The sequence below is a fragment of the Enterococcus sp. genome (assembly GCF_032555305.1).
Lineage (GTDB): Bacteria > Bacillota > Bacilli > Lactobacillales > Enterococcaceae > Enterococcus_A.
Genome location: NZ_JAWGOQ010000016.1, coordinates 13,026 through 39,645, shown reverse-complemented (window position 1 = coordinate 39,645; position 26,620 = coordinate 13,026). Strand labels below are relative to the sequence as shown.

Annotated in this window: 28 protein-coding genes; 5 read left to right on the top strand and 23 right to left on the bottom strand. The window is 39.7% G+C overall.

Going from position 1 to position 26,620, the window contains the following annotated elements:
• Positions 1 to 13 precede the first annotated feature (13 nt).
• From E6139_RS12715 to E6139_RS12700, 4 genes are all read right to left on the bottom strand, one after another.
• Positions 14 to 2,050, bottom strand: coding sequence for an ABC transporter permease (locus tag E6139_RS12715; RefSeq protein ID WP_316403444.1), 2,037 nt, complete (start codon positions 2,048 to 2,050; stop codon positions 14 to 16).
• On the bottom strand, positions 2,043 to 2,807 hold the full coding sequence (locus E6139_RS12710) for an ABC transporter ATP-binding protein (protein WP_316403443.1): 765 nt from the start codon (positions 2,805 to 2,807) through the stop codon (positions 2,043 to 2,045). Before E6139_RS12710 ends, E6139_RS12715 begins: the two co-directional genes overlap by 8 nt.
• A gap of 92 nt (positions 2,808 to 2,899) precedes the next feature.
• Positions 2,900 to 3,877: a sensor histidine kinase gene (locus E6139_RS12705; RefSeq protein ID WP_316403442.1), complete on the bottom strand. Its 978-nt coding sequence runs from the start codon at positions 3,875 to 3,877 to the stop codon at positions 2,900 to 2,902.
• Positions 3,878 to 3,930: 53 nt separating this feature from the next.
• Positions 3,931 to 4,599: a response regulator transcription factor gene (locus E6139_RS12700; RefSeq protein ID WP_316403441.1), complete on the bottom strand. Its 669-nt coding sequence runs from the start codon at positions 4,597 to 4,599 to the stop codon at positions 3,931 to 3,933.
• 250 nt (positions 4,600 to 4,849) lie between these two features.
• Between E6139_RS12700 and E6139_RS12695 the strand changes: the two genes are divergently transcribed.
• Both E6139_RS12695 and E6139_RS12690 read left to right on the top strand, forming a co-directional pair.
• On the top strand, positions 4,850 to 5,614 hold the full coding sequence (locus E6139_RS12695) for a DeoR/GlpR family DNA-binding transcription regulator (protein WP_316403440.1): 765 nt from the start codon (positions 4,850 to 4,852) through the stop codon (positions 5,612 to 5,614).
• A gap of 14 nt (positions 5,615 to 5,628) precedes the next feature.
• Entirely contained in the window at positions 5,629 to 6,966 is a 1,338-nt protein-coding gene (locus E6139_RS12690) for a DUF1576 domain-containing protein (protein WP_316403439.1), read from the top strand.
• A 149-nt stretch (positions 6,967 to 7,115) separates the two neighbouring features.
• Here E6139_RS12690 and E6139_RS12685 read toward each other — a convergent pair whose 3' ends face one another.
• From E6139_RS12685 to E6139_RS12670, 4 genes are all read right to left on the bottom strand, one after another.
• The gene (locus E6139_RS12685; protein ID WP_316403438.1) at positions 7,116 to 9,713 is read right to left on the bottom strand and encodes an ABC transporter permease; all 2,598 of its coding nucleotides are present in this window, start codon (positions 9,711 to 9,713) and stop codon (positions 7,116 to 7,118) included.
• 11 nt (positions 9,714 to 9,724) lie between these two features.
• Positions 9,725 to 10,387 (bottom strand): ABC transporter ATP-binding protein, encoded by a 663-nt coding sequence (locus E6139_RS12680; protein WP_316403437.1) that lies wholly within the window; start codon positions 10,385 to 10,387, stop codon positions 9,725 to 9,727.
• A gap of 105 nt (positions 10,388 to 10,492) precedes the next feature.
• Positions 10,493 to 11,284 (bottom strand): HAMP domain-containing sensor histidine kinase, encoded by a 792-nt coding sequence (locus E6139_RS12675; protein WP_316403436.1) that lies wholly within the window; start codon positions 11,282 to 11,284, stop codon positions 10,493 to 10,495.
• 115 nt (positions 11,285 to 11,399) lie between these two features.
• On the bottom strand, positions 11,400 to 12,065 hold the full coding sequence (locus E6139_RS12670; RefSeq protein ID WP_316403435.1) for a response regulator transcription factor: 666 nt from the start codon (positions 12,063 to 12,065) through the stop codon (positions 11,400 to 11,402).
• 753 nt (positions 12,066 to 12,818) lie between these two features.
• Here E6139_RS12670 and E6139_RS12665 point away from each other — a divergent pair.
• Positions 12,819 to 13,091 (top strand): hypothetical protein, encoded by a 273-nt coding sequence (locus E6139_RS12665; protein WP_316403434.1) that lies wholly within the window; start codon positions 12,819 to 12,821, stop codon positions 13,089 to 13,091.
• A gap of 64 nt (positions 13,092 to 13,155) precedes the next feature.
• Here the strand turns inward: E6139_RS12665 and recQ are convergent, their stop codons facing one another.
• Positions 13,156 to 14,907, bottom strand: coding sequence for a DNA helicase RecQ (recQ, locus tag E6139_RS12660; RefSeq protein ID WP_316403433.1), 1,752 nt, complete (start codon positions 14,905 to 14,907; stop codon positions 13,156 to 13,158).
• Positions 14,908 to 15,512: 605 nt separating this feature from the next.
• Between recQ and E6139_RS12655 the strand changes: the two genes are divergently transcribed.
• Entirely contained in the window at positions 15,513 to 16,520 is a 1,008-nt protein-coding gene (locus E6139_RS12655) for a DMT family transporter (protein ID WP_316403432.1), read from the top strand.
• Positions 16,521 to 16,523: 3 nt separating this feature from the next.
• Positions 16,524 to 16,817, top strand: coding sequence for a hypothetical protein (locus E6139_RS12650; RefSeq protein ID WP_316403431.1), 294 nt, complete (start codon positions 16,524 to 16,526; stop codon positions 16,815 to 16,817).
• A 170-nt stretch (positions 16,818 to 16,987) separates the two neighbouring features.
• On the opposite strand, the gene E6139_RS12645 is transcribed toward E6139_RS12650, so the two are convergent.
• The 14 genes from E6139_RS12645 to cutD all read right to left on the bottom strand — a co-directional run bounded on the left by E6139_RS12645 (position 16,988) and on the right by cutD (position 26,605).
• The gene (locus E6139_RS12645) at positions 16,988 to 17,743 is read right to left on the bottom strand and encodes a response regulator (protein ID WP_316403430.1); all 756 of its coding nucleotides are present in this window, start codon (positions 17,741 to 17,743) and stop codon (positions 16,988 to 16,990) included.
• Between the two features lie 10 nt (positions 17,744 to 17,753).
• Positions 17,754 to 18,941, bottom strand: a complete 1,188-nt coding sequence (locus tag E6139_RS12640; protein WP_316403429.1) for a histidine kinase — start codon at positions 18,939 to 18,941, stop codon at positions 17,754 to 17,756.
• A gap of 225 nt (positions 18,942 to 19,166) precedes the next feature.
• Positions 19,167 to 19,448: an ethanolamine utilization microcompartment protein EutM gene (gene eutM / locus E6139_RS12635; RefSeq protein ID WP_088932243.1), complete on the bottom strand. Its 282-nt coding sequence runs from the start codon at positions 19,446 to 19,448 to the stop codon at positions 19,167 to 19,169.
• A gap of 19 nt (positions 19,449 to 19,467) precedes the next feature.
• Positions 19,468 to 20,097: a phosphate propanoyltransferase gene (gene pduL / locus E6139_RS12630; protein WP_316403428.1), complete on the bottom strand. Its 630-nt coding sequence runs from the start codon at positions 20,095 to 20,097 to the stop codon at positions 19,468 to 19,470.
• A gap of 1 nt (position 20,098) precedes the next feature.
• Positions 20,099 to 21,565 carry an acetaldehyde dehydrogenase (acetylating) gene (locus E6139_RS12625; protein WP_316403427.1) on the bottom strand — a complete coding sequence of 489 codons (1,467 nt, stop codon included), beginning with the start codon at positions 21,563 to 21,565 and terminating at the stop codon, positions 20,099 to 20,101.
• Between the two features lie 16 nt (positions 21,566 to 21,581).
• Positions 21,582 to 22,151, bottom strand: a complete 570-nt coding sequence (locus E6139_RS12620) for a BMC domain-containing protein (RefSeq protein ID WP_316403426.1) — start codon at positions 22,149 to 22,151, stop codon at positions 21,582 to 21,584.
• A 168-nt stretch (positions 22,152 to 22,319) separates the two neighbouring features.
• A complete protein-coding gene (locus tag E6139_RS12615; RefSeq protein WP_316403425.1) occupies positions 22,320 to 22,898 on the bottom strand; it encodes a cupin domain-containing protein in 579 nt (192 codons plus the stop codon).
• 17 nt (positions 22,899 to 22,915) lie between these two features.
• Positions 22,916 to 23,176, bottom strand: coding sequence for a EutN/CcmL family microcompartment protein (locus E6139_RS12610; protein ID WP_316403424.1), 261 nt, complete (start codon positions 23,174 to 23,176; stop codon positions 22,916 to 22,918).
• A 4-nt stretch (positions 23,177 to 23,180) separates the two neighbouring features.
• The gene (locus tag E6139_RS12605; protein WP_316403423.1) at positions 23,181 to 23,486 is read right to left on the bottom strand and encodes a BMC domain-containing protein; all 306 of its coding nucleotides are present in this window, start codon (positions 23,484 to 23,486) and stop codon (positions 23,181 to 23,183) included.
• A 15-nt stretch (positions 23,487 to 23,501) separates the two neighbouring features.
• The gene (gene eutJ, locus E6139_RS12600; protein ID WP_410470535.1) at positions 23,502 to 24,341 is read right to left on the bottom strand and encodes an ethanolamine utilization protein EutJ; all 840 of its coding nucleotides are present in this window, start codon (positions 24,339 to 24,341) and stop codon (positions 23,502 to 23,504) included.
• Positions 24,341 to 24,889 carry a hypothetical protein gene (locus E6139_RS12595; RefSeq protein WP_316403421.1) on the bottom strand — a complete coding sequence of 183 codons (549 nt, stop codon included), beginning with the start codon at positions 24,887 to 24,889 and terminating at the stop codon, positions 24,341 to 24,343. Before E6139_RS12595 ends, eutJ begins: the two co-directional genes overlap by 1 nt.
• Positions 24,873 to 25,325 carry a EutP/PduV family microcompartment system protein gene (locus E6139_RS12590; RefSeq protein WP_316403420.1) on the bottom strand — a complete coding sequence of 151 codons (453 nt, stop codon included), beginning with the start codon at positions 25,323 to 25,325 and terminating at the stop codon, positions 24,873 to 24,875. Before E6139_RS12590 ends, E6139_RS12595 begins: the two co-directional genes overlap by 17 nt.
• Complete coding sequence (locus tag E6139_RS12585; protein WP_316403419.1) at positions 25,322 to 25,651, bottom strand: BMC domain-containing protein; 330 nt, start codon at positions 25,649 to 25,651, stop codon at positions 25,322 to 25,324. The genes E6139_RS12590 and E6139_RS12585 overlap by 4 nt, the downstream gene beginning before the upstream one ends.
• A gap of 12 nt (positions 25,652 to 25,663) precedes the next feature.
• The gene (gene cutD / locus E6139_RS12580; RefSeq protein WP_316403418.1) at positions 25,664 to 26,605 is read right to left on the bottom strand and encodes a choline TMA-lyase-activating enzyme; all 942 of its coding nucleotides are present in this window, start codon (positions 26,603 to 26,605) and stop codon (positions 25,664 to 25,666) included.
• Positions 26,606 to 26,620 lie beyond the last annotated feature (15 nt).

Here is a 26,620-nt window from a genome sequence, read left to right as displayed (position 1 = left end):
ATGATGTTTTCGCTTAATTTCTTTCCTCTAAATTCCGTGTAAAGCCGATATACGTAGCTATGAAATAGCCTAAATAGATAATTAGAAATACCAGCAAAGCGATTCCGTAAAATTTCACCGGAGTTGCTGGAACGCCCGTATAATAAACAAAACGCTCACCCGCGAATAATCCGATCGAAATACTCAAAATAATTGAAATGACTAATGGACAAAGATAGAAGAGACTGAGTTGTTTCAACACGACTCGCTCTGTTTCTCGTTTACTTAAGCCTAGCTGCTGCAGGATTTGATATCTTTTGCGATGTTTCGTGGAGTCGCTTAATTGTTGAACCGCTAAAATAGTCAATGCGGCACATATGAAAACAATTCCCAAATAGGCCATCATGAAACAAATTGAAACAACCGCAAAACTGGCTTGATTTATTAGATAGTCCCTTACCAAAACAGTTCCTGATGCAGTAACGATTTGATTACTGCCATTTCCGTACGCCATCGTATACAAGTCCCCATATTTATCATCTTCAGTAAAACTTTTATCTTGCTTATCAAGTTTTTCTTGCAAATCCATTGGAGCGGCTGTTGCTAAGTCAACCACTAACAAACTAAAATAGGCTTTCATTTGGCTCGCTTGGTTATCTGGAACAACGATCAAATAATCTGCTCCATTTATCCCATTTTGGGCAAACGGCTCAGTGTTGATTTTTTGCAGCTTCAGCCTTTTTTCAGCAACTGAAATAGTGACCTCTTTATCAACATTATTCCACTGTTTGTCCAGTCGTTTTTTTCCATGAAGAATATAGTGTCCTTCTTTTATGGATGCTTGAGGATAACCAAGCATTTTTCGCAAATGATTGTAGTCACTCAAGCTTATATATGTGTCATAGCGAAAATAAGTGCTGTCACCCCACCTTCCGTCAACTTCTTTTCCTTTGTAAGTACTGTCGACATGATCGTAAAGGTAATCATTTAAAGCTGAAGTCTGATTCTGATAGATGGAATACTGAAAAGACTCTTTTATCTTCGCATCCTCAGAAATCGTAGTAAGCTGTTTTTCAAACGAATCTTTGGTCTTTGCACTGAATACCGCAATATCAAATGGCATTTCTTGTTTTACTTGGGTTCGTTGGAAATCAGCAAACATCATTACGACCATCCAGCTCAGCAATGCACCCGTAAAAAGAATGGTCAAGGTTCCCATCGTGAAGCGCATTGTTTTGATTTTAGAGGATAATTGCCGCAAGACAAAGATCGTTTCATTCTTATAGATACTCGGTCTTTTCTTTTGAATGAAGCGAACAAAAAATGCCGACAAGCCAAAATACAAAAGATAGATGGCGACAACCAAAATAAAGGAACAAGCGATTCCAAGATAGAGTGTTAAGCTTGAAGACAATATCATATAATTGAAGAAAAGAATGTAGACGATCGAGAGGAATAGAAAAATGCCTTTTCGTGAACTTTTCTCATGAATGATATTTTCATTTTTTTGATCCATCGTAATAAAATCACGGATCGTCATTTTTTTCATTTTTCGTTTGATGCTGCCTAATGCAAAGAAATAGGCAATCGCTAACACACCGAAGCTTATTGCAATCGATTGCCAGTTGAAGTCTGGTGAAATCTGATAGTCTGTTTCTAAAACAGAATAGAACACATTCACGAAGAGTAATTGGAACAAAAACCCGGGAAGAATGCCTAAAAGTGTCGAAATCAGCCCTAGAAGATAATTCTCTCTGCGAAAAAGCCGAATGATTTGTTTCTTAGTCATTCCTAACAGTAAGTAAGTCCCGAATTCCTTGCTGCGCTTTTCCATCATAAAATTGACGATGTATTTTACTAGCCAAATCACGATCCCGATAATAAAGAAGGAAGCTGTTCCAATCAAGACCGCAAAAACCGTCATTTCTGAAAACAAGGCGCGCAAATCTTTCGAAAAAATCATACCGTGAAAGGAAAACATCAGAGTGGCAATGATCGTCATGGTAACGATGTAAATCAGATAATCCTTTACTGAGCGCTTGGCGTTTCTAAGGATGAGGGTTTTAAACATTGCCTCCACCTCCACCAAACACTGACAAGACATCTAAAATACTATTTAGAAAATCCCGGCGCGATTTTTCACCGCGAATCAATTCGTGGAATATCTGTCCATCTTTGAGGAATAAGATCCGTTTGCAATAGCTGGCTGAAAAGGCGTCGTGAGTGACCATTAAAATTGTCGAATTTAATTTTTCATTCATCGTAACAAACGTTTCCAATAATGTTTGGGCTGACTTTGAATCCAAAGCCCCGGTTGGTTCATCGGCCATAATCACCATTGGCTGGTTAGCAATCGCCCGCGCACAAGCACAACGCTGCTTTTGTCCACCTGATACTTCGTATGGAAATTTGTCACGGATCTCATCAATCCCAAGCTGTATTAATAATTCATCGACACGCCCAACGATCTTTTTCTTTGAGTGCTCCTGCAAACTCATCGCCAAGGTAATGTTTTCCTCAATCGTCAATGTATCCAATAAGTTAAAATCTTGAAATACGAAGCCGATATTTTTTTTACGAAACTCAGCGACTTGATTTTCATTTAAGGTGCTGATATCTGAACCGTCAAAATACACATGGCCGGCTGTCACCAGATCGATCGTTGAAAGAACATTTAATAGCGTGCTTTTCCCTGAGCCTGAAGCTCCCATGATCCCCGTAAATTCTCCTGCCTCAATCTCAAAATCAACCTGATCCAAAGCTTTGGTAATGTTTCCTTTGCTGCCGTAATATTTTTCTACTTTTTCGACTTGAATAAGTGGATGCATAATTTTCTCTCCCATCTATAAAACTGCTTAACTGTTAAGAACAGTTTATAGATTTACGGTTAGTAGTTGTATTATCTTAGGTGTCCGAAAAGTTACAGTTTTGAAAGATAACTATTTACGGGGAAAATTAAATAGATTTCTGTAAACTCATTTTCTACCGATTCGGCCCCGATTGTCAGGTCTAATTTCTGGCATAGCTTCTTACATAAGTACAACCCGATCCCCGTCGTCCTCTCCCGCGCGCGGCCATTCGTTCCAGTAAAGCCTTTTTCAAAAATCCGATTCAATTCATCGGCTGGAATCCCAATGCCATTATCACGAACAGATAATTTTATCCCACTAGTTACTTCACTAGTCTGAAAAGAGATTTCTCCACCTGTTGATTTCTTATACTTGATGGCATTTGTAATGATCTGGCTGAGAATAAATTCGATCCATTTTCCATCCGTTTGAACAAAAACCGGATGCTGCAACGAACGGACACTAATTTGTTCTTGAATCAAAATATACTTGGCTTTATTGATCGTTTCATTTAAGATCGCCTGCAAGTCGGTTTCTTTGATGGAATAATCCTTATAGACTTGGTCAGAACGTGCATAAAAAAGCGCTTTATCCACTAATTGATCCATTTCGGTTAAGTACACTTCTGCTTTTCGCTTCAGGTCATTGCCTTCGTTATAGGTAACTAGTCGCATGCCAGTGATCGGCAATTTCACCTCGTGAATCCAGCCTTCAATAAATTCCCGATACTCCTGCTGCTGGTCTTCCAACATTTGGATCTTTTCAATCACCGATTTATTGGACAGTCTTAAAATTCGCTGATAGAGCTTGTCCTCCAATTTCCATGTCTTCCCCATAAACTCTTGGATCAAGTAAGGTTTCTCTAAATTATCCAGCAATTCAAACAGCTTAGTGAAATATTTTTTTCTGCGATGATAGTCAGAAATGAACCAGCCGCAAAAAATACTCAGCCATAAAAAGCTCAGAACACAGACAGTGATCCCGTTATTGCCGATAGCGAATAAATAGAGGCCCAAAAATAGGATGCCGCTGAAATTGAGAATGATCAATAAACACTAATCTTTTAAATAATCGCTGAAATTCATAGAAGTCTCTCTTTCTACTAAATCTTATATCCAACTCCGCGTTTCGTTTCAATAAAATCCTTTACGCCAATGTCATTTAAACGGCTTCTGATTCGCGTCACCGTCACACTCAAGGCATTATCATCAATGAAAACATCGTTGTCCCACAGATATTCAATCAAATCCAAACGGGGAATCATTTCTTCTTTGTGGAGAAAGAGATAGTGCAGCAGTTTGTACTCGTTTTTCGACAGCTCTACTTCTTTATCGTTTGCTCGGACTTTATACGCTCGAGTGTCCAAGCATATTCCTTTATGTTTTAAGATCGCTTCGTTCGGTTGAAGATTTCGCCCACTGCGCTTCAGAACCGCTGAAATACGTGCTAATAATACCGAAGGATGATAAGGCTTGGTTATGAAGTCATCGCCACCCATTAACATGCTGTTGGTTTCACTTATGACATCGCTGTCGCTTGTTAAAAAGATAATCGGCACATCCATCATTTGACGAATCGCGGCGCATAGCTCATGACCGCTCTGCCCAGGTAAATGGATATCCAATAAAATCAAGTCCGGCTCTGTTTTTTTCACCTGTTCCTCCACACGCTCAAATTTTTCTACCTTTGAAACGTCATAAAGCGAATTTTGCAGTAAAATTGTCAGCTCGGATCGTATTTTTACTTCATCTTCAATAATCATTATTTTCATTTGTATCCCTCCGAGTACTTTGAGAATGTTCACTTTCAATCTTATCATTCATATCTTTAGAAAGGGTATCTTTTTTAGAGAGCAAGACCATTTTTAACTCGGATACAAATCTGAGGATTTTTATATGATTGATTGATTTTTTTATGGATTTTTATATCAATTGGTCGAATAAAAATGTATAATAAAATCATATAAAACCGTTTTCTTTTATTTTAGAGTTTAGTAAACGTTTTATATAGGAGGTTTTTTAATGAAGAATTCAATCATGAACATTGATAAACGTCATCACGACATCTTAGATATTTTAGAGAAAAAGGAGCACATGACCACTTTAGAATTGGCTGAAGCATTGGACGTATCTCTTAGTACGATTCGCCGCGACTTGCATTTACTTGAGGAAAAAAATGATATCATTCGTAAGTTCGGCTATTGTATGTTCAATTATGAAAACAAGCTAGAAGATGAACATTCAGGTCCTGTTCGCATCAAACAAATACTTGCGCAGGAAGCCAGTAAGTTCATTCATGATGGCGACACGATTTTTATCAATTCCAGTTCGACAGCATTGAAGACCGTTGATTTCCTGCATGTTGATCATTTAACGGTCATAACGAATAATTTGAAAATCAATTATTCACCACAAAATGCCAGCTACAATTATATATTGACAGGCGGCGAAATGCGCTATCCCAAAGAAGCGTTAGTTGGCGATGTTGCGATCAATACACTTTCTTCGATCAATGCTGATGTTTGTATCGTTGGCTGCAGTGGGATTGATTTAGAAAATGGCGTCACGACCAAAACTATGAATGAAGCAACGATCAACGAAATAATGATCAAACGTGCGACTAGATCCAAGATCTTGGTTGCAGATCATCGCAAAGTCGGAGTCACTTCAAAGTTTAAGATGTCCGATATTTCTGCCTTTGATTATTTGATCACGGATCAATTTGGCTCAGAAGATATTTTAACTGAGATACAAAATATGGGGGTAACCGTCGTTCAAGTCACTTAGAGGAGTGTGAATCTTTGAAAAAAACGAAACAAGCATTACATTCGACAAATATCATTTTCATTTTTTTATTGTCTTATGGACTAGCAATTACATTTGCTGCCTTTTTTTTAGCGAGTCCGCAAGAGCTGATCAGTGGGATGCAGCGGATTATCAGCTCACCCAGTAATCTCATCACTGATTACGTTCATATCGCTGGAGTTGGTGCTGCCTTTCTTAATAGCGGTCTGTTGACTTTAAGCAGCCTGTTTCTCTTGCGAAAGCATAAGCATCATTTTTGTTCCCTCACTGTTTCAATGATCATGATGCTTTCCGGCTTTTCGTTTTTTGGCAAAAACATTGTCAATTCAGCACCGATTATTCTGGGCTGTCTGCTGTATTTGCGAATCCATCATTCTGGTAGACAGGATTTATTGGTGATGGGACTTTTGAGTACCTGCCTTTCGCCAATCGTCAGCACAATCTACAGTGCGCCAGATCATTTTTTCATTTCAAACATCATCCTTGCTTTCCTAGCAGGCTTAATTATCGGCTATGCGATTTTGCCGATCTTCGAATTTTTGAAAGTCCACACGAAAGAATTGAATCTTTATAACATGGGCTTTTCTGCAGGTTTTATTGGTGTCATTGGAAATTTGACTACAAGAAATGTCCTAGCGATAAAAATCGTGCCTCATGCTCTTTCCTTTGAACATCACCACGCGTTGCTTTATTTTTTACTTGTATTGTTTACTGTCCCATTTCTCATTTTCCAGTCCATCTGTCGAAGAAACATGGATCAATCCAAACATTTACTTTTAGATTTAAAAAAAATCGCCCGCTTTTCTTTGTATGGCTATCTTGCTATGGCATTTACCTTAGTGTTAAACGTTCCTTTAAGCGGTATTTTAGTAGGGGCGATCTTAACCTTCGCCGGCTTTAGTATGTATAATTTCAAGTTTCGCTACTTCTTTTTCCCGGCTTTAGGTGTTTTTCTGACTGCTATGTTTTTTTACCAAGATGTCGCCACGACGAATAATATCGTGATCATCCTGTTTTCTAGCACACTTTCACCTATGACACGTAAATACGGATTGCTAACTGGGACACTTGCTGGTGGAATTTTTAGCTTAATCACTAGAAACACGCAATATTTAACTGCTGGAATAAATTTATACAATTGCGGATTTGCGGGTGGGATCACTGTTTTGCTGATGGATTTCATTCGTGTGCAATTTTATAAACATGTTAAAATCAAAACACTTTTTCAAGCTTGGCACATTCGGATCTTAAGCGTTGAAAAGCGACTGGTTGAGAAATTTCAAACCTTCTCCCAGGCATTCATTTTTAAGATCACGACGATTAGAGATGATTAGTCGCAAAAAAATCTCAGACTTTCAAAATGTAAAGTTTTTCCCGTTAAAACTTTATACTTTGAAAGTCTTTTTTTAATGAACTGGCCGTTAATAAAGAATATGACCTGCCTTCGATTTAATGCGAAAACAGGTCACTAATAGCTTAGCGATTAATCTACTTTGCTAAATTCTTCCATAATATTGCTATTTCGAAGACCTTTTGCTAAAAAAAGACTAATTAAATAGCATATACAAAAGATACAAAAATTCAATCCAATCACCTGACGTACCGGATAATTAAACACCTTTCCCAGCAAATAAATTTGAGAATATTGATACTGAAGCTTAGTGACAATAATTGACATTAATACTGATACTCCAACAGACGTCGCTACGAAAATAGAATTTTCAAGAATAATCATCTTCTTCAGGTTTCGATAGGATAAACCGAGAGCTTTAAGTAGATAGAGTTCTTGCCTTCGAGTCTCAATACGATACTTCAAGTTATTGATTAAGTTAATCATTACCAGTACTAAAACGACTAGTGCGATTCCAATGACGTACACCATTTCTTTGTGATAAATTGATGATAGCTGCTCTTTTTCGTCAATCATACTTCTAGCCGTGACTTGCTGATTTTTTACAGCTAATCGAATGAGCTGTTCTTCGATCACGTTTTGTTGATTTCTTGAAAGCCCAATAGTCGCATTCATATTAACTGTTTCATAACAATAATCTGGAACGATTTTCCGATAGGCTGAATCACTCATGATTAACATAGGATAGCCTTGTTCTATGAGTGAGACCAACGGCATATATGGGTAATAGGCAATTGCAGCAATTTTTAGTTTCTTTTTAGAATAATGACGGCTATCTATACCCATCTTCCAATAGTTTTCACTAGTCATTTCAAAATCAGCGACATAATTTACAATAAGTTCCTCACCTATTTGATAATCCATCAATGATTTTCCATTTTTGAAATAGCCCACAGAACCTTTGGATTGTCCGTAGGTACTGGTTGTCGGCATCGCTAAAATCACTTCATTCGCTGCGAGATTTTCTGGTTCAAAATCACCAGCTTTCAAATAATTTTTCAATTTTTTTAAGGCGTTTAAATTATAACCTTTCAACTTCGTGTGATACACCGATTGATTGTTTAGTTTTCCTATCAATGAAAAGCCGTAATTTTGTAGAACAGATTCATTTTTTTCTTCTAAATAGCGGTCATTGCGGGCGACACCGGAATCAACAACTTTTACTGGGAAAGCACTTTGTGTTTCTAGTTCCTTGACTCCTGCGATTGTTTTGATCTTTGCATAAGTATTCGAACTGATTCCCGCACGTGGATCTAAATCATCATAGGTCGTCAACAAATAATCACTATTGTAAAAGTTCGTTGCTCGCTTGATCGCTTGATTTTCTTTGGCTAGGATCGCATGATATAGCAAACCGATAAACAGTGTTGAAGCTAGAGCTAAAGACAAAATAATGAAGAGCGAAGTTTTGCTCTCTCTAAAAACATACTTTAGTCCAAGCTGCTGATAAATTTTCAACTTGCCGGGCTGCTCTTTTAACTGAAAAAGTTTGATGCTTGAACCGCTATCACCTCTCTCTCCAAAAATCGTTTCAGTTATTGACCCTGCATTAACTCTATCAGCACCAATATTTCCAACGATCAAAATCGCTAGAAAGAACACAATGAGACAGATAACGATTGGCAGAATCGGAATGATCAGATCAAAGCGGTCTGCCTTTCCCCAGAAATAAATGTTGATATTGGGATCTTTGGAAAGCAGCGTAATTAAATAGGAACAAAAATATCCCCCAGCAGCTCCAATCGGTAAAGATAACAATGTCAATCCGCTTAATTCTAAAAGAAGCATTTTTTTGATTTGAATTTTCGTCAAACCCAAGGCACGTAAAATCCCAAATTGATCTTTTCGGACTAATAAAGCGATCCGATGAATCCCGTAGATGACAACTGAACAAATAATAATCAGCAGCAGACTCATTTGAAAGTCCAGCAACATTAGTTTGTCTGAATCCTCTTGCCAAACGTTTTGTCGAACCTGCTTATCACTAAGGTGTAATTGCTTTTTTAGTTTTACTATTTTTTGCTTGCTATTCTTAGTAAAGGTAACTCCGGCAATTAAATCATTTCCTTTTATTTGATTTGTGTCCAGCCATGTGTATAAGGTAATTGCTGCCGCTCGTTTATTAAGCGCCTGATCGCTGATCAATCCAACAAGCTTGAAGTTTTTAGTGGACACCTTATCTGGGGAATGATTATATCTAATGGGAATAGTTAGTTCCTGACCAATGACTGGATTGATTCCGAGATTTAACAAAGCCCATTTTTCCGCGACGATTTCTTGCTGATTTTTCGGCATCCTTCCTTTCAATAATTTAGCTACTGCAAGCATATCATCCTCATTCGAAGCACGCAGTGTGCCTCTTTGGGATTCTTTAGTTTGGATACTGCCTAAGTTTTTCGCGAATCCTAGATGTTGAATATCAGTATTTTGCTTCAATTGATTCGCTTGTGCAGAATTCAAATCTCTGATTTCGTAATCAATCGCTGTATAAATGAATAGATTCTGCTTAGCTGTTACTCGATGGTTCGTATGAAGCAATGTCAGCATACTAAAGATCAACATAATTGCTAATGAAATGCTGAAAACCAGTGCGAAGGTATTTTTGCGATATTCCTTAATAAATCGTATAGTCAGTCCCAGCAAGGTGTTTTTTGTCTCGATTTTATCCATCTGACTACCTCCTACACTAGAGCACCGTCTTCAAGACGAACAATCCGATCAGCCATTTGAGCGACCTCATCATCATGAGTAATAACGACCATCGTTTGTTTAAACTTTTTACTTGTGATCTTCAGCAGCCCCAGCACATCTTGACTCGTTTTAGAGTCTAGGTTACCTGTTGGCTCATCTGCGAAGATGATTACTGGCTTAGTGGCTAAAGCTCTTGCAATCGCGACACGCTGTTGTTGTCCACCTGACAGCTCATTAGGATGACTGTTGACTTTTTCCTTTAATCTTAAAAGCTCTAGCAGTTGGTTGATATATGCTTGGTCAATTGTTTTTCCGTCTAATAAAATCGGTACAACGATATTTTCCCAAACGGATAACATGGGAACCAAGTTGTATTTTTGAAAAACAAAACCAATATTCCTCCTTCTAAAGATCGTCAAAGCTTCATCACTCAGCTTTTCAATATTCGTATTGTGAACGATCACCTGACCTTTTGTCGGTTGATCCAAACCTCCAAGGATATGTAGCAGTGTAGATTTTCCGCTTCCGCTTGTTCCAACTATTGCCAAAAATTCGCCGCGATTAATAGTCAGGTCAACTCCTTTTAACGCTTGTACCTGCGCCCCGCCTTGAGTGAATGTTTTTTCAACCCCAACTGTTTGGATTATTTTCATTTTTCCTACCTCCTAGAAAAAAGTTTGCATCGTATCTCTACAATCCAAACTATAGCAATAAAATGTCTCTAGGTTGTTTCAGAAAAGTATCAGTTTTGATAGATTCTATTCAGCTGGAAGGCAAAGCGAAAATGAGCTGCCCTTACCAACAGACGAAGCGACTTTTATATATCCACCCTGTGCTTCGATAATCTGTCTGGTGAGAGATAGGCCAACGCCTATCCCAGGTTGATCAGCTGAATCTTCACAACGATAAAAACGCTGGAAGATTTTACTTTGCTCATTCTCCGGAATTCCTCTGCCCTGATCCTGCACGATAATCTTATTAAACATATAAGAGCTATCGACAGCGATGCGAATAGTACCGCCCTTTGGACTATACTTAATTGCATTGTCTACGATGTTAGCCAGAGCCTCTAAGGTCCATTTTCGATCATAAACTGCCATCTCTTCTGAAACAACTATTGTTAATTTCAACTCTTTACTCAACAGATTAAGTCGAAATTGTTCCTGCATCGACAGCAATAAAGGCGCTAGTGGCTGTTTCTTTGGAACCGGTACGATCGTTCCTGTTTCCAGTCGAGACATTTTGACTAACGATTTTATTAAAAAATCTAACTTTTTTGTTTGTTGGGAGATCAACTGAATCTCAGCTGAATCTTCTAAATTTTTCTCCTCTAATAATTGCGTATAAAGCATGACATTGGCGATCGGTGTTACACATTGATGCGAAATATCGGAGATCAATCTTTGAATTACTCGCTTTTGATCCGTGAGACTCTCAGCTGTCACTAACGTGCTTGTTAAGTAATTGTATAAATCATTTTCCAAAGAGGACATCTTAGTTTCTTCATAGCTGGTTATTTTTAACTGACCCTTTGCTGCGGAGTCCACCATTTCTTGGAGCTCCCTAAGTCTCTTTTTTTGTTTTTGTTGAAAGATTATAAAAAAAATACCGCCGCAACAGAAAGCACCCAATATGAATGCCATAAGGACTTGCCATTCCAATATTTCACCCCCAACTATAGCCCATGCCATAAACAGTTTTTATATACCTAGGTTGACTTGGATCATCACCGATTTTTTTTCGCAGCCGCTGAATAACGACTGTCAATGCGTGCTCATCCACAAAATCGCTCTCGCCAGACCAGACTTTGTCAATTAAATAACCACGTTTCAAAGTGGCCCCACGATTGTTTAAAAGCAGATGTAGCAATCGTTGTTCTGTCTTACTCAACTCAATCAATGCTCCCGCAATCCGGAACTCCATTGAATCAAAATCAAAGAGCATGTCATCGATTATAAATCTGCGTTCTGGAGTATTTTGTCTCAATTGAACGGCCACTCTAGCACGAAGAATCATTAAACTGAAGGGCTTGACCAAATAATCATTGGCACCAGCCTCTAATCCGAGAATGATATCGGATTCCAAATCATTCGCGGTTATGATAATAATTGGAACCTTGCTCTTTTGACGAATTTCCTTTAAAAAATCCATTCCATGCCCGTCTGGCAAATTTAAATCAAGCAAGATCAAATCAATCGGCCGGTCATTCAGTATATGCTTTGCTTCAATTATTTTTTTGCATTGAAAGAAAAGTGTCTTACCTTGATCTAACGCCAGCTTGATTCCATCGCTTAAAACCGCATCATCTTCCAAAATTATAATCTTTTTCATTACTACCTCCTGTCTGCCCCCTAAACCTTTTCTATTATTATACGGGGAAGTAACCAGATAAAGAAGGTTATTTTGAGGTGTCGGGATACGGTTAGCAGGAAATACACTCTTGACCATTTTTTAACTCTTAGTTGATTCCATTTTGTATTGCCCATTTTAGAGTATCAGTATCAGCCAGTTAACATAGTCATTTTTACTGTTAGGGGAAACATAAGTATTGTTCTACGAGATTAGGAATTGCTTTTACTTAAAATGGATGCCAAAAGAGCCTAACCAGTTTTTTAGTCGTTTTATTATTTTGGCATTTTCTGAATTTACTAGTTACTCAATTAAAGAGAAATGGTGACATATGGAAACTGCTTCTCAGCATATGTGTTTTGACTGTTCTTAGCTAGTTATTTCTTGCTGGATGCGCACACACCTAATTTTCCTTTAGAATTAGAGATATTTCCGACCGTTTTTCTTTGTAAATTGGTTGTATCTATTTTTATACTTGTCTATCAAATAGAAGGATGGATTAAGGAAGCTTTGATCAACAAAGGATATTCAAAAGAACTTTGTTTATCCTAATTGTTTAGTTTCAGATTATCAAACATTTATCCAGCCTTATCTTTAATATTTTGATTCAATTAATTAATTTATTTTAGCCAAAAAAGGTATTAGCTAATTTTCTTATTAACTTTCAAAAAGCTATTTTTTATCCTATGATTCACTGTTAAAATAGAGGTAATAAACGGATCGAAGGAGATTATTATGCGAGGAACGGTTTCAAATGACCAACGCGTTTACCATTACGAATCACCATTTTTTAAACAAGGAGAACACGGTCTAACGCTTAGTCAACTGCGGGCACAATTCATAAAAAAGTTTTTGAATGATCCGCGTGCTAAGTATGTGACAGAGAATTACGCCCTTGAAAAGGAACATCGACGGATCAACATTTGGCGAAAGGATGGAAAGGTTCTTTCTGAAGATGAGGTGTTGAGGCTTGATGCGATCGTTCCTCAAATCTTTGAGACAAACTGATAATCAAAAAAGCATTGACTGCTTACTTTGAAGTGAGCAGTCAATGCTTTTAAAATTGGATTGATTAGTTTTCTTTTTTTAAAAGAGCTAAAAATTGTTCGCCGTAATTATCTAGCTTACTTTTTCCGACACCCTTGATCTGTAAAAACTCCAGCGATGTTTGTGGCTGCTTCTCAGCCAACTCGGTCAATGTCTTATCCGAGAAAATGACATATGGCGGCAGATTTTTTTCTTGTGCCAGCTGCGAGCGTAAACTGCGCATCTTTTCAAACAGCTCGTCATCCGCGACCAATTGTTTAACGGGTGCTTGCTTACGATAAACCTCCTGCTTGCCTAACAGAACAGAAATGCCCTGTTCAGAAACAGATAACAAAGGATATTGTCCTTCTGACGGGACCAAATAGTGTTCGGCAGTCAGGTAATCAATCAAACCAGATACTTCTTTTTGCGAATACTCCTTCATTAATCCATAGGTCGGTAGCTGTTCAAAACGCCATTGCTTAATTTTCTGATCATTTGATCCAGTTAAAACCTTTGCAACCAACGCTTTACCAAATTTTTCTCCCATCCTCTTCACGCATGATAAGACCTTTTGCGTATCGGTGGTGATATCGACCTGCTCCCGCTCATCCAAGCAGTTACTGCATTTGCCACAATCTGGCTGGTCTTCTCCAAAATACTTCAAAATGAAGCGTTGCAAACACATTTGTGTATGGGCATACTGGTTCATTTCTCTCAGCTTCGTATATTCATTTTGCTGATAAGTCGTCTCCGATTGTGATTGTTCAATAAAAAACTTTTGCACCTGAAGATCCTGCGGAGCATAAAGCAACACTGCTTCACTTGGCAGCCCGTCACGACCAGCACGACCAGCTTCTTGGTAATAAGATTCTAGATTTCCTGGAATTTGAGCGTGAATAACGAAACGAACGTTACTCTTATTGATCCCCATACCGAAAGCATTTGTCGCAATCATTACCTCGATTCGATCAAAAAGAAAATCCTCTTGATTCTTCTGACGTTCACTATCATTCAGTCCACCATGGTATTTCCCAACGGAGAATTCATGATGATCCAGTAGATGATACAAACGCTCCACTTCTTTCCGAGTGGACGCGTAAATAATCCCAGATTGTCCCTTATTTAGCTTCAAATATTCCAGTAAATACAAATCCTTTTGATCCTTGATCACTTGAAACGCCAGGTTTTCTCGAGCAAAACCAGTTTTGATCTCGTTTCCTTTTGGAATATTCAGCAAACGGGAAATATCATCCGCAACCTGCGGTGTCGCAGTGGCCGTCAAGGCGATGATCGTTGGCTGCTGGTTAAAATTTTGAATCGTTTCCGCTAGCCTTAAATAGCTGGGACGAAAATCATGTCCCCATTGAGAGATACAATGGGCTTCATCAACAGCCAAAAGTTCAATCGGCACATAGCGTAACAATTCCCGAAAGTCCGCAGATTCCAAACGTTCTGGGGCAACATATAACAATTTGATTTCGCCGCGCGCGGCTTTTCTGACCCGTTCATTCATTTCCAGGGTTGACAACGTACTATTTATAAAAGCTGCTGGAATACCAACTTCATTCAAGCTGTCTACTTGGTCCTTCATTAAAGAGATCAAAGGTGAAATTACTAAAGTCAAGCCTTCCAGAACCAATGCCGGTAATTGATAGCAGATGGATTTTCCTCCACCCGTTGGCATGATGCCCAAGACATTTTCTTTATGTAAAATTTTTTGAATAATCTCCTCTTGCCCTTTTCGAAAATGAGTATAACCAAATTTTTCTGCGAGTAATTCTTTCATTCGTTCCATGTATATACCCTTTCTCTATCTGATGAGTTTTTGATGATTCTTAACAAAAATCTGTATATCTGTGCTTAATCTACTTATGTATAGAGACAAATTAATCTGTCTAGAAATCAATTCAAACGTAAATATCATTTAAACAGTATACTCAATTAAATATGACGTAGCAAGGTGAAGAGAAAATCTGGATGAAATGCGTCTGCTCTATTCTTAGAATTCCGATCATATGCCTTCAATGATAGCAAGATATTTCAATAATCTATAAAATATCAGAATGAAAAAGTCGAACCTATTTTAACATTTGATATTCACTTCTATACAAAGTTACTTAATCTTGCTACTGATTGACTTATCAGATGTATTCAATTAACTCATTTCTAAATAATAGTCCAATAGGTGCCGAGTAGTTTAAATGATAATCCAGAAAAGTAATAATTTTACTATTCGCTATGAAATACCTATTCTTTTTACCAGAATAAAGTTTCAAATGTATAATACGTGAAATCTATTCTGCCTTATAATTATTTTGTAGATGTTTTCACGATGAATCTTGTATGCGTTTACTTGTTCGACATCGTAAAACACTAACTATTGATTTTGAGGTGAATTGAATGGAAGAAAGATTGAAGAAGAAAGCATCACCCGCATTTTCAATGAAACAAAAAATGACAGCCACCTTTACTAGACAAGGCTTGGCAGCGGGCTTTATCTCTGCCATTGCTTTCGGTTTATACAGCACAGTATCAGCTTATGCAATGATGAAGGAACCGCTATTGGGAGCTGCTGGACTTTTTGCAGCACCATTTGTGGCATCCGCATTAAACGATACTATCGCAGCAATTTGGCTAGTTTTGTTCAACATCATTAAAGGAAGATTCAAAGAAATCGGCCGCAGTTTAGCGATTTTCCCTGGTTTAATGGTCATCTTAGGTGCCTTGTTCGGTGGTCCTATTGCCAATGGTGCGTACCTAATCGGGATCGCTTCCGCTGGTACGGCAGCCATTCCAATTTCTGCATTGTTCCCAATGTTCGGCGCGATTTTTGCAAAATTATTTTTAAAACAGGATATTTCTAAACGCGTCGCTGGTGGCATGGTAATTTGTATCGCTGGTGCGATCATGATCTCAATGGATGGCGGCGGATCAGCCGGCAATAACTTTATCTTTGGTATTATATGTGCCTTTATAGCTGCAATCGGCTGGGGTATGGAAGGCGTATTTTCAGCTTTTGGTATGTCAATGATTGATTCAAACATCGCAATCACGATCCGCCAAGGCGTTTCAGGTCTGGTCTTTATGATTGTTGTTTTACCTATCTTCAAATCTTTAGGACTATTTGTAGATGTACTTGCTGCGCCAAATCTAGTTTTGATTATTGCTTTAGGCGCATTGTTCGCTGCCGGTTCTTTTCTTGCTTGGTACGTCGCTAACAGTAAAGTCGGCGTTGCGACTGGTATGTCGATTAACAGTACCTATGTCCTATGGGGAGTAATCTTCTCGGTGATTTTCTTACGCAGCTCATTGAGCCCTATGATGATCATTGGAGCGATCGTTATTACCACAGGCGCGATCATCGTATCGGTGAATCCGTTAGACTTTATCAGAAAGAAGGAGGATTAATCGATGCTATTGCCAATTCGTTCACGAGTTTTGCACTATATTGGAAGTAATCAGGACAGAAAAAATAATATTAATACTGTGATGGAAGGCTTAAAAGCAGAATACGGCTCTGAAAGACAGTTCACTTATGCAAACTTTCTTGACCACCTGCTGTCTTTGAAAGAAAACGGGTTGATTGATGAGGACACCTACGAGATTGACGAAAAAGGTCAACTAGTCATTGATTACGTCATCAATGAAGAAGGCCTCAATACTATCAATAAATATTTACCTCAAAAATGGCGCTTAAATAAGTAAAACAGATGAAAGACTGGCATGACAAAGATATGCAAATATCTTCCTGTCATGCCAGTTTTTAGAACGCTTCACTAATAGGATGTTGAAAGGCAGTAACTAAAAAGCAGATATCATTCTCGGTTTTGAGAATAATATCTGACTTGACTGTGATCTAGAATCATTTTTTTTCATTAGGAATATTGTTGATGGGACAGCTTACGATATTTATTTGGGGTCGTCTTCATTTGCTTAAAGAAAACCCGGTTGAAATAAGATGGATCATTGAACCCGCACTCATTAGAAATACGATAGGATGGAAAATCCGATGTTTCTAGTAATTTGCAAGCATGCTGGATGCGTAAGTTATTGACATAATCCGTATATGAGACACCAATTCGCTTTTTAAACACGCGACTAAAATACTGCGGGTTCATATACACATGAGCCGAAACCATCTCAAGTGTCAGCTTTTCCCGATAATTCTTTTGAATAAAACGAACGGCTTCTCGAACGAAACCTAGTGTTTCTTCACATTTTTCGTCCACTGGAGTTTCTGTTACATCCTCTACTACCTTTTTCTGTTGATCGACAACCTGCTGGACTACCTCTTCGATTTCTCTCGGTTTTACTGGCTTCAACAGATACTTGAATACCTTATAATCAATCGCCTGTTGAGCATAAGAAAAATCAGAAAAAGCCGAAAGGATAACCACCGTGGCTTCTGGCAGGAAGGCGCGAACCTCTTTTAGGACAGTTAACCCATCTTTTTCTGGAATGAGGATATCTAGGAATAGGATATTCGGACGATGCTTTTGTGCCAATTCCACCGCTTGAGTACCTGTCGCACAGCTCCAAACAAGGCAATCCTCTGTAATCTTTGTCTCAATTAACGATTGCAAAAAGTTTCTTTCCAATTCTTCGTCTTCAACAATTAAAATTCGATTCATCATTTTTCACCTAATTTCTAGGAAACTTTATTCCAACAATACTTCCGCTGTAATCTGATTTCTTAATAAACAAACCATATTCGCCGCCAAAATACTGCTTCAGGCGACGATCTGTACTTTTAAATCCTAAACTGTTCGTTTGATTGATGGTTCCATTTTCACGTATAGCTGTCAATACTCGTTGTGGGAAACCATTCCCGTCATCTTCTACATAAATAATAGTGTCCTCACACTCGTTATCTGAATAAATTTTGACCATGCCCCCGTCTCTCTTAGGGGTGATACCATGTATAAGCGCATTCTCTACGATTGGCTGCAACGTCATATTCAAAATATGCTGCGGCAGCAATTCTTCTGAGATATTTATTTCAAAATTCAAGCGATCCTTAAAGCGGACCTTCTGAATATACAGATACTTATTAATGTAATCCAGCTCAGCCTCGATCGTGTGTAATTGGTTCTCCGATTTTAGGGTATAACGTAAAATATCTGAAAGACAGTAGATCAATTCCTCTGTTGTATGGGAATTCTCAAAATATGCGGTTCGAGCAATTGAGTTCAATGTATTGAATAGAAAATGCGGATTGATTACTAATGAATCATTCTTTGTTTCCAAATCAAGAATTTTCTTCTCTAGGATTTCTTTCTCAATGGAAAGGCGTTCAACATCAGTATGATTGTTCAATATCCTTTCCTCGACATCTAATGCTATATTGCTGGAAACATGGCCGCAAATCTGCTCATAGATCCGAATCTCCTTCTCGTCTACCGTTCCCAGCATTGAAAGTGCCTTCGCGATTTTTTCTTTGCTGACACCTGTCTCTTTGCTCAAACTAGGAACGTCCAATAGATATTTTTTATATTCAGTTTCTGTAGAAAATGCCTGTACACCAATCACATAACCTAGCGTTTCTTTGCCCACGACGATAGGCATATAAATATTTTCTAAGCCATATTCGCAAATGTATCGATGCTCCAAGTCATTTTTCAAACGTCCTAAACAATAGTCGCAAACATTTCCTTCTTCTTTCTTACAAACGAGTTTGCAAAATTCAGGTTCCGGATTGAATTCCATCAAAATCTTCCCCGTATTATCAACTAAGATAAGGGAAATATTGGAGATTGGTATGACACTTCCATAACGACCATATAGTCTTTGATCTACCAGCTTTTTCAAAGGGTTTTCTGTTTTGTTCATAATATCAAGTACCACCTTAATCGTACCAACTTTATTTCGTAAACTGGGGAATACTTCAACAAAAAAACAACTGTTTTAAAAAATGCATGAATGCCATTTCGAGCAAGAATAATACATGTTCTTAATTCATAATTATATACATAAAAACATATAAAAAAAATTCTTTTTTTTAAGGCTGAAACAACTTTCATAGTAATCATTGTTTCAGCCTTATCATCATTATTATTATGCTTTTTGGGCAGGTAAAATATTCTCTACATCTGTATGAGGACGTGGAATCACGTGAACAGAGACTAACTCACCGATTCGTTGTGCTGCTGCAGCACCTGCATCCGTTGCTGCTTTTACTGCACCGACATCACCACGAACCATTACTGTTACTAGTCCGCCGCCGACAAATTCTTTTCCGATCAAGACAACATTTGCTGCTTTCACCATTGCGTCTGCTGCTTCAATTGATCCAACTAATCCTTTTGTTTCGATAAGTCCTAATGCTTCTGATTTCATAAATAGTTCCTCCTAAGTTTTATCTGATTATTAATACTTCGGATTTCGAAGTTAATCCCATTGCATTTGCTTCTTCTGTATCTAAATGACATTCCAGCTGAAAGCTCTCGCTGACGCGTACGACGACATTGCCGTAAATTCCACCTCGCGGACCCTTCAATTCTAATTGGACGATCTGATTGTCCGATACCTGGAAATGTTGTGCATCATGCGGAGTCATATGAATATGGCGCTGCGCAATGATCGCCCCTTTTTCCAGAACGACAGTTCCTTTACTGCCGATGATGGTCAAACCTGGTGTGTTTTCGATATCTCCTGATTGACGTACCGGTGCTTTGATCCCCAGCTTGAAGCAATCTCCGCTGAGTATTTCAACTTGGGTCTCCGCTCTTACTGGTCCTAGAACTCTAACTTTTTCAATTACACCTTTGGGTCCAGCGATCATAACTGTTTCTTTACAAGCATATTGACCAGGCTGAGATAAATCCTTCAAACGAGTCAGCTCATAGCCTTTTCCGAACAAAACTTCTACATCTTTTTGTGACAAATGAATGTGACGATTGGAAATCCCAAGCGGAATAGACGAGTACTCGTTGTCTTCGTTCAACACATTTATAAACATATTGACTAAGTCTTTGTAATCACTCATATCAAAGGTCTCCGTTTTGCTTTAACAAATCCATTAAACCAGTCAGCAGCTGCTGCATATCATCCTGAGTGGTTTCTGAACCTTTTTCTGGTACAGCTACGATACTGTCGATTTCTTTAATACCGTAGGCAACTCGTTTGATATTAATTAAGTGCTCAGGTGTCACGTTGTCGGAAGTAGCACTTCCACCCCAAGTTCCGCAGCCGAGGGTGAAGGCTGGTGAGATCGCTGTAGTGACTCCGACCCCGCCTTGGGTAGATCCGGTATTCACTAAGATTCGAAAGACAGGTTTTGCCGCAAACTTCATGACGATCTCTGGATTTTCGGTATGCATCGAGAAGCTGTGACCGATCCCCCCATTATTGATCAGTTTAATACTTAACTCGCAGGCCTCTTGCCAGTCCTCAACTGAGTAAAATCCTAAAACAGTTGTCAGCTTTTCGTAAGATAACGGATGACCTTCGCCAACCCCGCTTTGTCTGCCGATCAGTACCTTTGTGCCATCTGGGACCTTAACATTCGCCGCTGAAGCAATGATTCGCGCTTCTCTTCCTACGAATCGCGCGTTCATCGCATGGCCCTTGACAAACAATATTTTCGCTACCCTCTCTGTTTCCTCCGGTGTCATGAAGTAGCCTCCCTGACGTTGGAATTCGGCAACGACTTGCGGTTCGATACATTTTTCAACGATAATAGCCTGCTCAGAAGCGCAGATCGTTCCATAATCAAAGGTTTTACTAGCCAGAATATTCTTGACTGCTTTTTTGATGTCTGCGGTTCTTTCGATATAGGCCGGCACATTTCCTGGTCCAACACCCAGTGCAGGTTTTCCGACACTATAGGCTGATTTCACCATCGCAGATCCGCCGGTAGCAATAATTAAAGCAATCTCTTCGCTGCGCATCAATTCATCCGTCGCCTTCATGGAAGGTTTGGAGATACAAGTGATAATATTATCTGGTGCCCCAGCAGCAACGGCCGCTTCGTTCATTAAGCGAGTCGCCTCCATCGTGCATTTCAATGCAGATGGGTGAGGAGAAATAACAATTCCATTTCGTGATTTAATAGAAATAATCGCTTTGTAAATCACTGTAGATGTTGGATTGGTTGACGGGATAATCCCCATCAGTAATCCCATCGGTTCAGCTATCTCCATTATTTTATTTTGCTGGTCATTCTTTATGATCCCGACCGTCTTCATATCTTTGATCGACTCGTAAAGCGTTGTTGATGCGTGATGGTTTTTGAACACCTTGTCGGCAACGTTCCCGAAGCCGGTTTCTCTGTTTGCCATCTTCGCCAATTCTTCGGCTTTTTCTTTCGCGATTTTCACCATGTTGATGATGATTTTATCGATTTGAGTTTCATCGTAAGTAGCTAGCTGTTCTTGGGCTATCTTGCCTTTTCGAGCGAGCGTACGTGCCTCTTGGATCGATTGAAGGTCGCGATCATATTGGCATTCTTCCAAAGCATTCCCTCACTTTCTATTCTTTGGTATATTTCTCAAAATGTTCACGAAGAACCGCTCTAGTTGCTGTTTGCAGCTCTTCATCTGTCATTCCTAGATTGTTGTATTTTTTCGCCAGCTTTCTCAGTTCCTTGACGTTCAATTCCTTGTAGTCTTCCTTGATCGTCGGTTCTGACTTGACTGGTGGAGCCTCGACTTCAGAAGGTTCAGCTTTTACTTCTTGTGTCGGAGCTGCTGCTTTTTCTAACTCAAGGTTCGGCTGAACTTTGTCTTCAGCTTCTTCTAGGTCATTCGAAACAGTTGGTGTTTCTTTTTCTGTAAATAAAACTTCTGATACTTGATCACTCGGTCTTGGAATGATGTGTTGACTCAGCAGTGCTTCACTGCCAAAGTTTTGAGTCGCTGATGCACCCGCATCAACAGCTGACTTCACCGCACCAACATCTCCAGTAACGGTGATCGTTACGATCCCGCCGCCGACGAGCGAGCGTTCTACTAATTCCACCTGAGCAGATTTCAACATGACGTCGGCTGCTTCAATTGCTGGAATCAATCCGCGTGTTTCAATAAATCCAATTGCGTCCACTGTATGCTCCTTTCTCCTATAAATGAATTAATTTTTGAAAAAAATCAATTTGATTGTCGAGCCTTATATCATTCTGCAAAGCATCTGATCCTTCAGGTAGAGGATACATCTGCTGCTACCATTCAAAATTGATCAACTGCGAAAAGCAGAACTGACATCCTTTCTTTGCTATTCTGGATGAATGGTAAGAAGCTTGCAGACCTCATCGAAGGATATCTCCATTGAAGTGTTCTTTGGAAAATGCAGGTAGTCGCCTTTTTTGGCGATGACTTTCTTGCCATTCATCGTGAAGGTCGCTTGTCCTTCCAGCAGAAGAATGAATTCCTCCACCTCAAAGTGATGCTGGTATCTCTTCTTCGCTGTTTCTAAAAAATCAAACGTCAGTCCGCTGAAAATGTTAGAAAACAGTGTTTGTTTTTTCCAGTTGCCTTGCGAGAATAGTTGAATACTGTCTCCGTAGATCAGTTTGGCGCCAGAGCTGTCCAGCTCATAGCGGTACGGTTCTTCCAAACTTTTGATCATGCTTTGGATAAAGTCTCGATTACCCATCAGTGCTTTCAGAGAATCAAGCAATTGCGTTTGATCAATTGACTCAACAGTATGAGCTTCTTTGATAATGTTGATTCCATTTTCTTCAGCTAAATCTACGGCTGCAGCTGTGATGATTGCATTCCCGTCTACACGGCATTCTGTTTGCTTGGCTTCGATCACTTTCTCAATCGTCGCGATACTAACTAATTGTTTCATTTTTCACCCACCGTTTCTTAAAAGTGGCAGTCTTCATCAATGATGCCGATAACTACAGCATCAATTGGTACTTCTTTCTCTTCAAAGATTTTTCTTGCCGCTGAGCCTTTTGAGACGATCACACGGTCTCCGATTCCAGCGCCGACAGTATCAACTACGATGAAGCGCTGAGCTTCTTGTTCACTTCCGATTGGTTCAGCCAGCATGAATTTCAGACCGTTCAACGAATCTATTTTTCGTGTTGCCCAAACATTGTCTACTAATTTGGCAGCTATCATCTCATCAGCCTCTTTTTTTCATTTTCTGTTTGATATCCTCGATCGCTGTTTCTACTGAGGCCGTATCGCCGAAAAGCGCCAGCAAGATCATGTTTTGCGGACAGCTTCCCCGGACATCCACTGCAACGATACCCGCTGCTTTTTCCGCCATATCTGCGGCACAGACCATATCGATCAGCTTCCCTTGGATCAGACCAATCGCATCGAATTGCTTGAAATCGATCTCTTTAGTCGTTTGGTTTAGTCCCATCCGTTTCGTGATGATCTCTAAGGTCCCTCTGGATGGTGATTTGATCATTCGATAATCCATTTGCTCACTCTCCTCCTAAAGAACCTGATCGGTACAGTTCAAAGCAATTCCTAATGGTGTTACAAACATCGGATTATCCGGTTTATAGGTCGTGATACCGGTCTTCTTTTCGATGATTGTTTCAATATTGGTGAGACAACAAGTTCCGCCAACTAAATAAATTTCATGAACATTATGCTGCGCAATATATTCAGAAACAATCGATGATACCTTTTCGATCACCGGTGTCAATACTGGTAACAGCTCCTGATGATGAGCCCCATCTCGTTTGTATTGATCCGCCTCTTCAAAGGGAATCTTGTAGGCACCTGATACGACCAATGTAAAATGTGTTCCGCCTGTTGCTTGGTCATCGACACTGATGACTTTTCCATTTTCAATGATCGCGATACCCGTTGTTCCTCCGCCGATATCCACGATCGCACCGTTTTCTATTTTTAAAACGGCATTGGCTGCAGTTGGTTCATCTAGTAAAGCCGTTAATTCAAAACCTGCTGCCTCAACGACATGACGAATCACACCGCCGTCTAAGAACTCGGTTCCTGGAGGAATTGCTACGGCGCAATAGGTCAACTCAGCATCGAGTTGTTCCTCCAGCTGTTCCTTTAATTCCCGAACAATTTGAATCGCTCCTAAATAATCGACAACCATGCCGTCTTTGACAACACTCGCATAACGATACGCGCCGGCAACCGGCTGATGGTCAGCATCCAAGACAGAAAGAACGATACAGGATGTTCCTAGATCGACCCCAGTGTAGTAAATCGTTGTTTGATTTTTTTTAGGAGTACTGATTGTTTGTTCAAAATCAGAAATCAATTGGTTGCAATAGGAAAAAGTATTTCTTACTTCCATCATGAAACGTCACCACCTAGTATTTTTTTCATTATGCAAATGAGCTCACATCTTATACGACGAAATTCGCTGTACATCGGTTTATGGGTCGGATCTTTTGGTTCACTCGCAAGCATTTGATTCAACTGCGTTTGCAGCAAATTCAGTACCGCAAGCTCCTTACCGTGAGGCAGCAGAACATGGAACATCGTAATTTCCAGATCCTCAAGCTCTTCAACAACTTCAGGTTCTGCTTTTAGCGAGGATGCCTCTTGCATTCGCTGATAAAGCTGCGAGAGTTTTTCCGCCAGCACCGGATCTGCTTCTACCATCAAACTGACAGCTAAGAGAAAGAGTGACGAGGTTAATTCAAGGTCCGGTTTCTCCTGGTTTTTTACGACTACTGTTTTTGGAAGCTTTTTGGTATCTCCGTTAATGATCGTTATTTTCCGATCAACTAGAAACTGTCGTGCTTCCGGTGTCAGCCTCGTATCAGCAGGCAGAGGATAGACCTCAAACGGAGTTTGGATAAACGTTGTTCGAATGTCTTGTTCAGTGATAAACCTCATCTTTTCCTCCCAATTCCGCGATCCATTGCTCTTTCATCGTCCTTAGTTTTTCGTCTGCTGTATCAAATACATACCATTCATCGATTCCAGCTGCTTTCAAATAATTGATCGCCACCTGTTTTTCCGCGTCTGTCTCAGGCGCCTTGATCAATCCAGTCGCTGGACAATTAAATGCTCTGACAAAATTTGGCGGATACAGATTCGTCAGCCGTTTTCCATCGACCAGACACAGCAACCGTCCCGCGGTTTGCGAGATGGAGAAAAGATAACGATACATCCAATCATTCTCCAGATAAGCAGCCGGAGCATCAATCGTATACCTGCCGTAAATGGCATCTTGCGTCTTCTTTAAAGGGCGGTCTGTTTCATTCAGCCAATTAGCGACGGTCGATTTTCCACTGTTGGCTGGTCCGATAATCATGAGATGCTTCTTCATGTTCGTGTAACCTTGACGACAGTGAAGCCTAACATCTCACTAAGCATCTGATTCACAGAACCGACAGAAGTCTCGACACTCGCCACATCACCAGTGATGACCAGTGAACCGGTAAAACGATCTAAAAATCCGATTTCCACGTCAGCGGCTTTTGTGGCGACATCCGCCGCAATAATGGCTGTCTCTGATGGGGTAAAGGTCATGACGCCAACAGAACCGGAATTTTCGACACCCAATCGTTCACAGATGGCTGGCATCGGCGAGGCAAGTACATGAGCCAACGTCACCTGTTTTCCAGGAACGGATTCTTGAATGATTCTTTCCATCTTTTCACCTCTTTAATGTCGGATGACCTTCACAGGGAAATCGTAGGTCAAGATTTGCTCCTCGATCAAATCTAAATCTTCATCGCTCATGGACAAGTCTTCAGTGACTGGATAAAGCTGATCCAGCTGATCATATTTATTGACGCCTAGTTTGTGATACGGCAAAAGATCAATTCCTTGGAAATTCCGTTGATTCTTATAGGGCTGAAGAAATTCGATTGTTCGATGAATCGTGTCCGGATCATTGTTCAAGCCCTTCATTAACGGCATCCGAACCTTGATATTTTTTCGATTTTCGATCAAGCCCTTTATGTTTTCCAAAATACGCTCATTGCGTACACCGGTTAATTCCAAATGACGCTCTGAGTCGATATGCTTCAAATCGTATAAGAATAAATCGCAAAACTCGCCAATCTTCAACAAATTCTTCAAGGAGGTATGCCCACAGGTCTCGATCGCGGTATGAATCCCATGTGCCTTGCACTCCATCAGAAAATTGGTCGCAAACTCGGTTTGAGTCGTCACTTCACCCCCGCCCAGAGTCACACCGCCTCCTGAAGTTTGGTAAAAGGGAATATCCTCGATCGCGATCTCTAAAAGATCAGACAATAAGCGATCTTCTCCAGCGATCGAAATCGCTCGTTTCGGACAAACAGCTTCGCAAGCCCGGCAGCCGGCACAATTGATTGTGCGGTCCACGTAATGACCCGCTTCTGGGTCCATTTTATGGATCTTCATTGGACAGACCTTGACACATTCTCCACAATCGATACACATATTCTTCTGGAACATAACCTCGTATTTGCGATCTATACTTTCTGGATTGGAGCACCAGCGGCAGCGAAGTGGGCACCCTTTGAAGAAGAACAAAGTACGAATTCCTGGACCATCATAGATCGAATATTTTTGAATATTAAATATTCGCGCTTTTCTTTCTATTTGAATTGTTTCCATCGTCATAATCCCCTT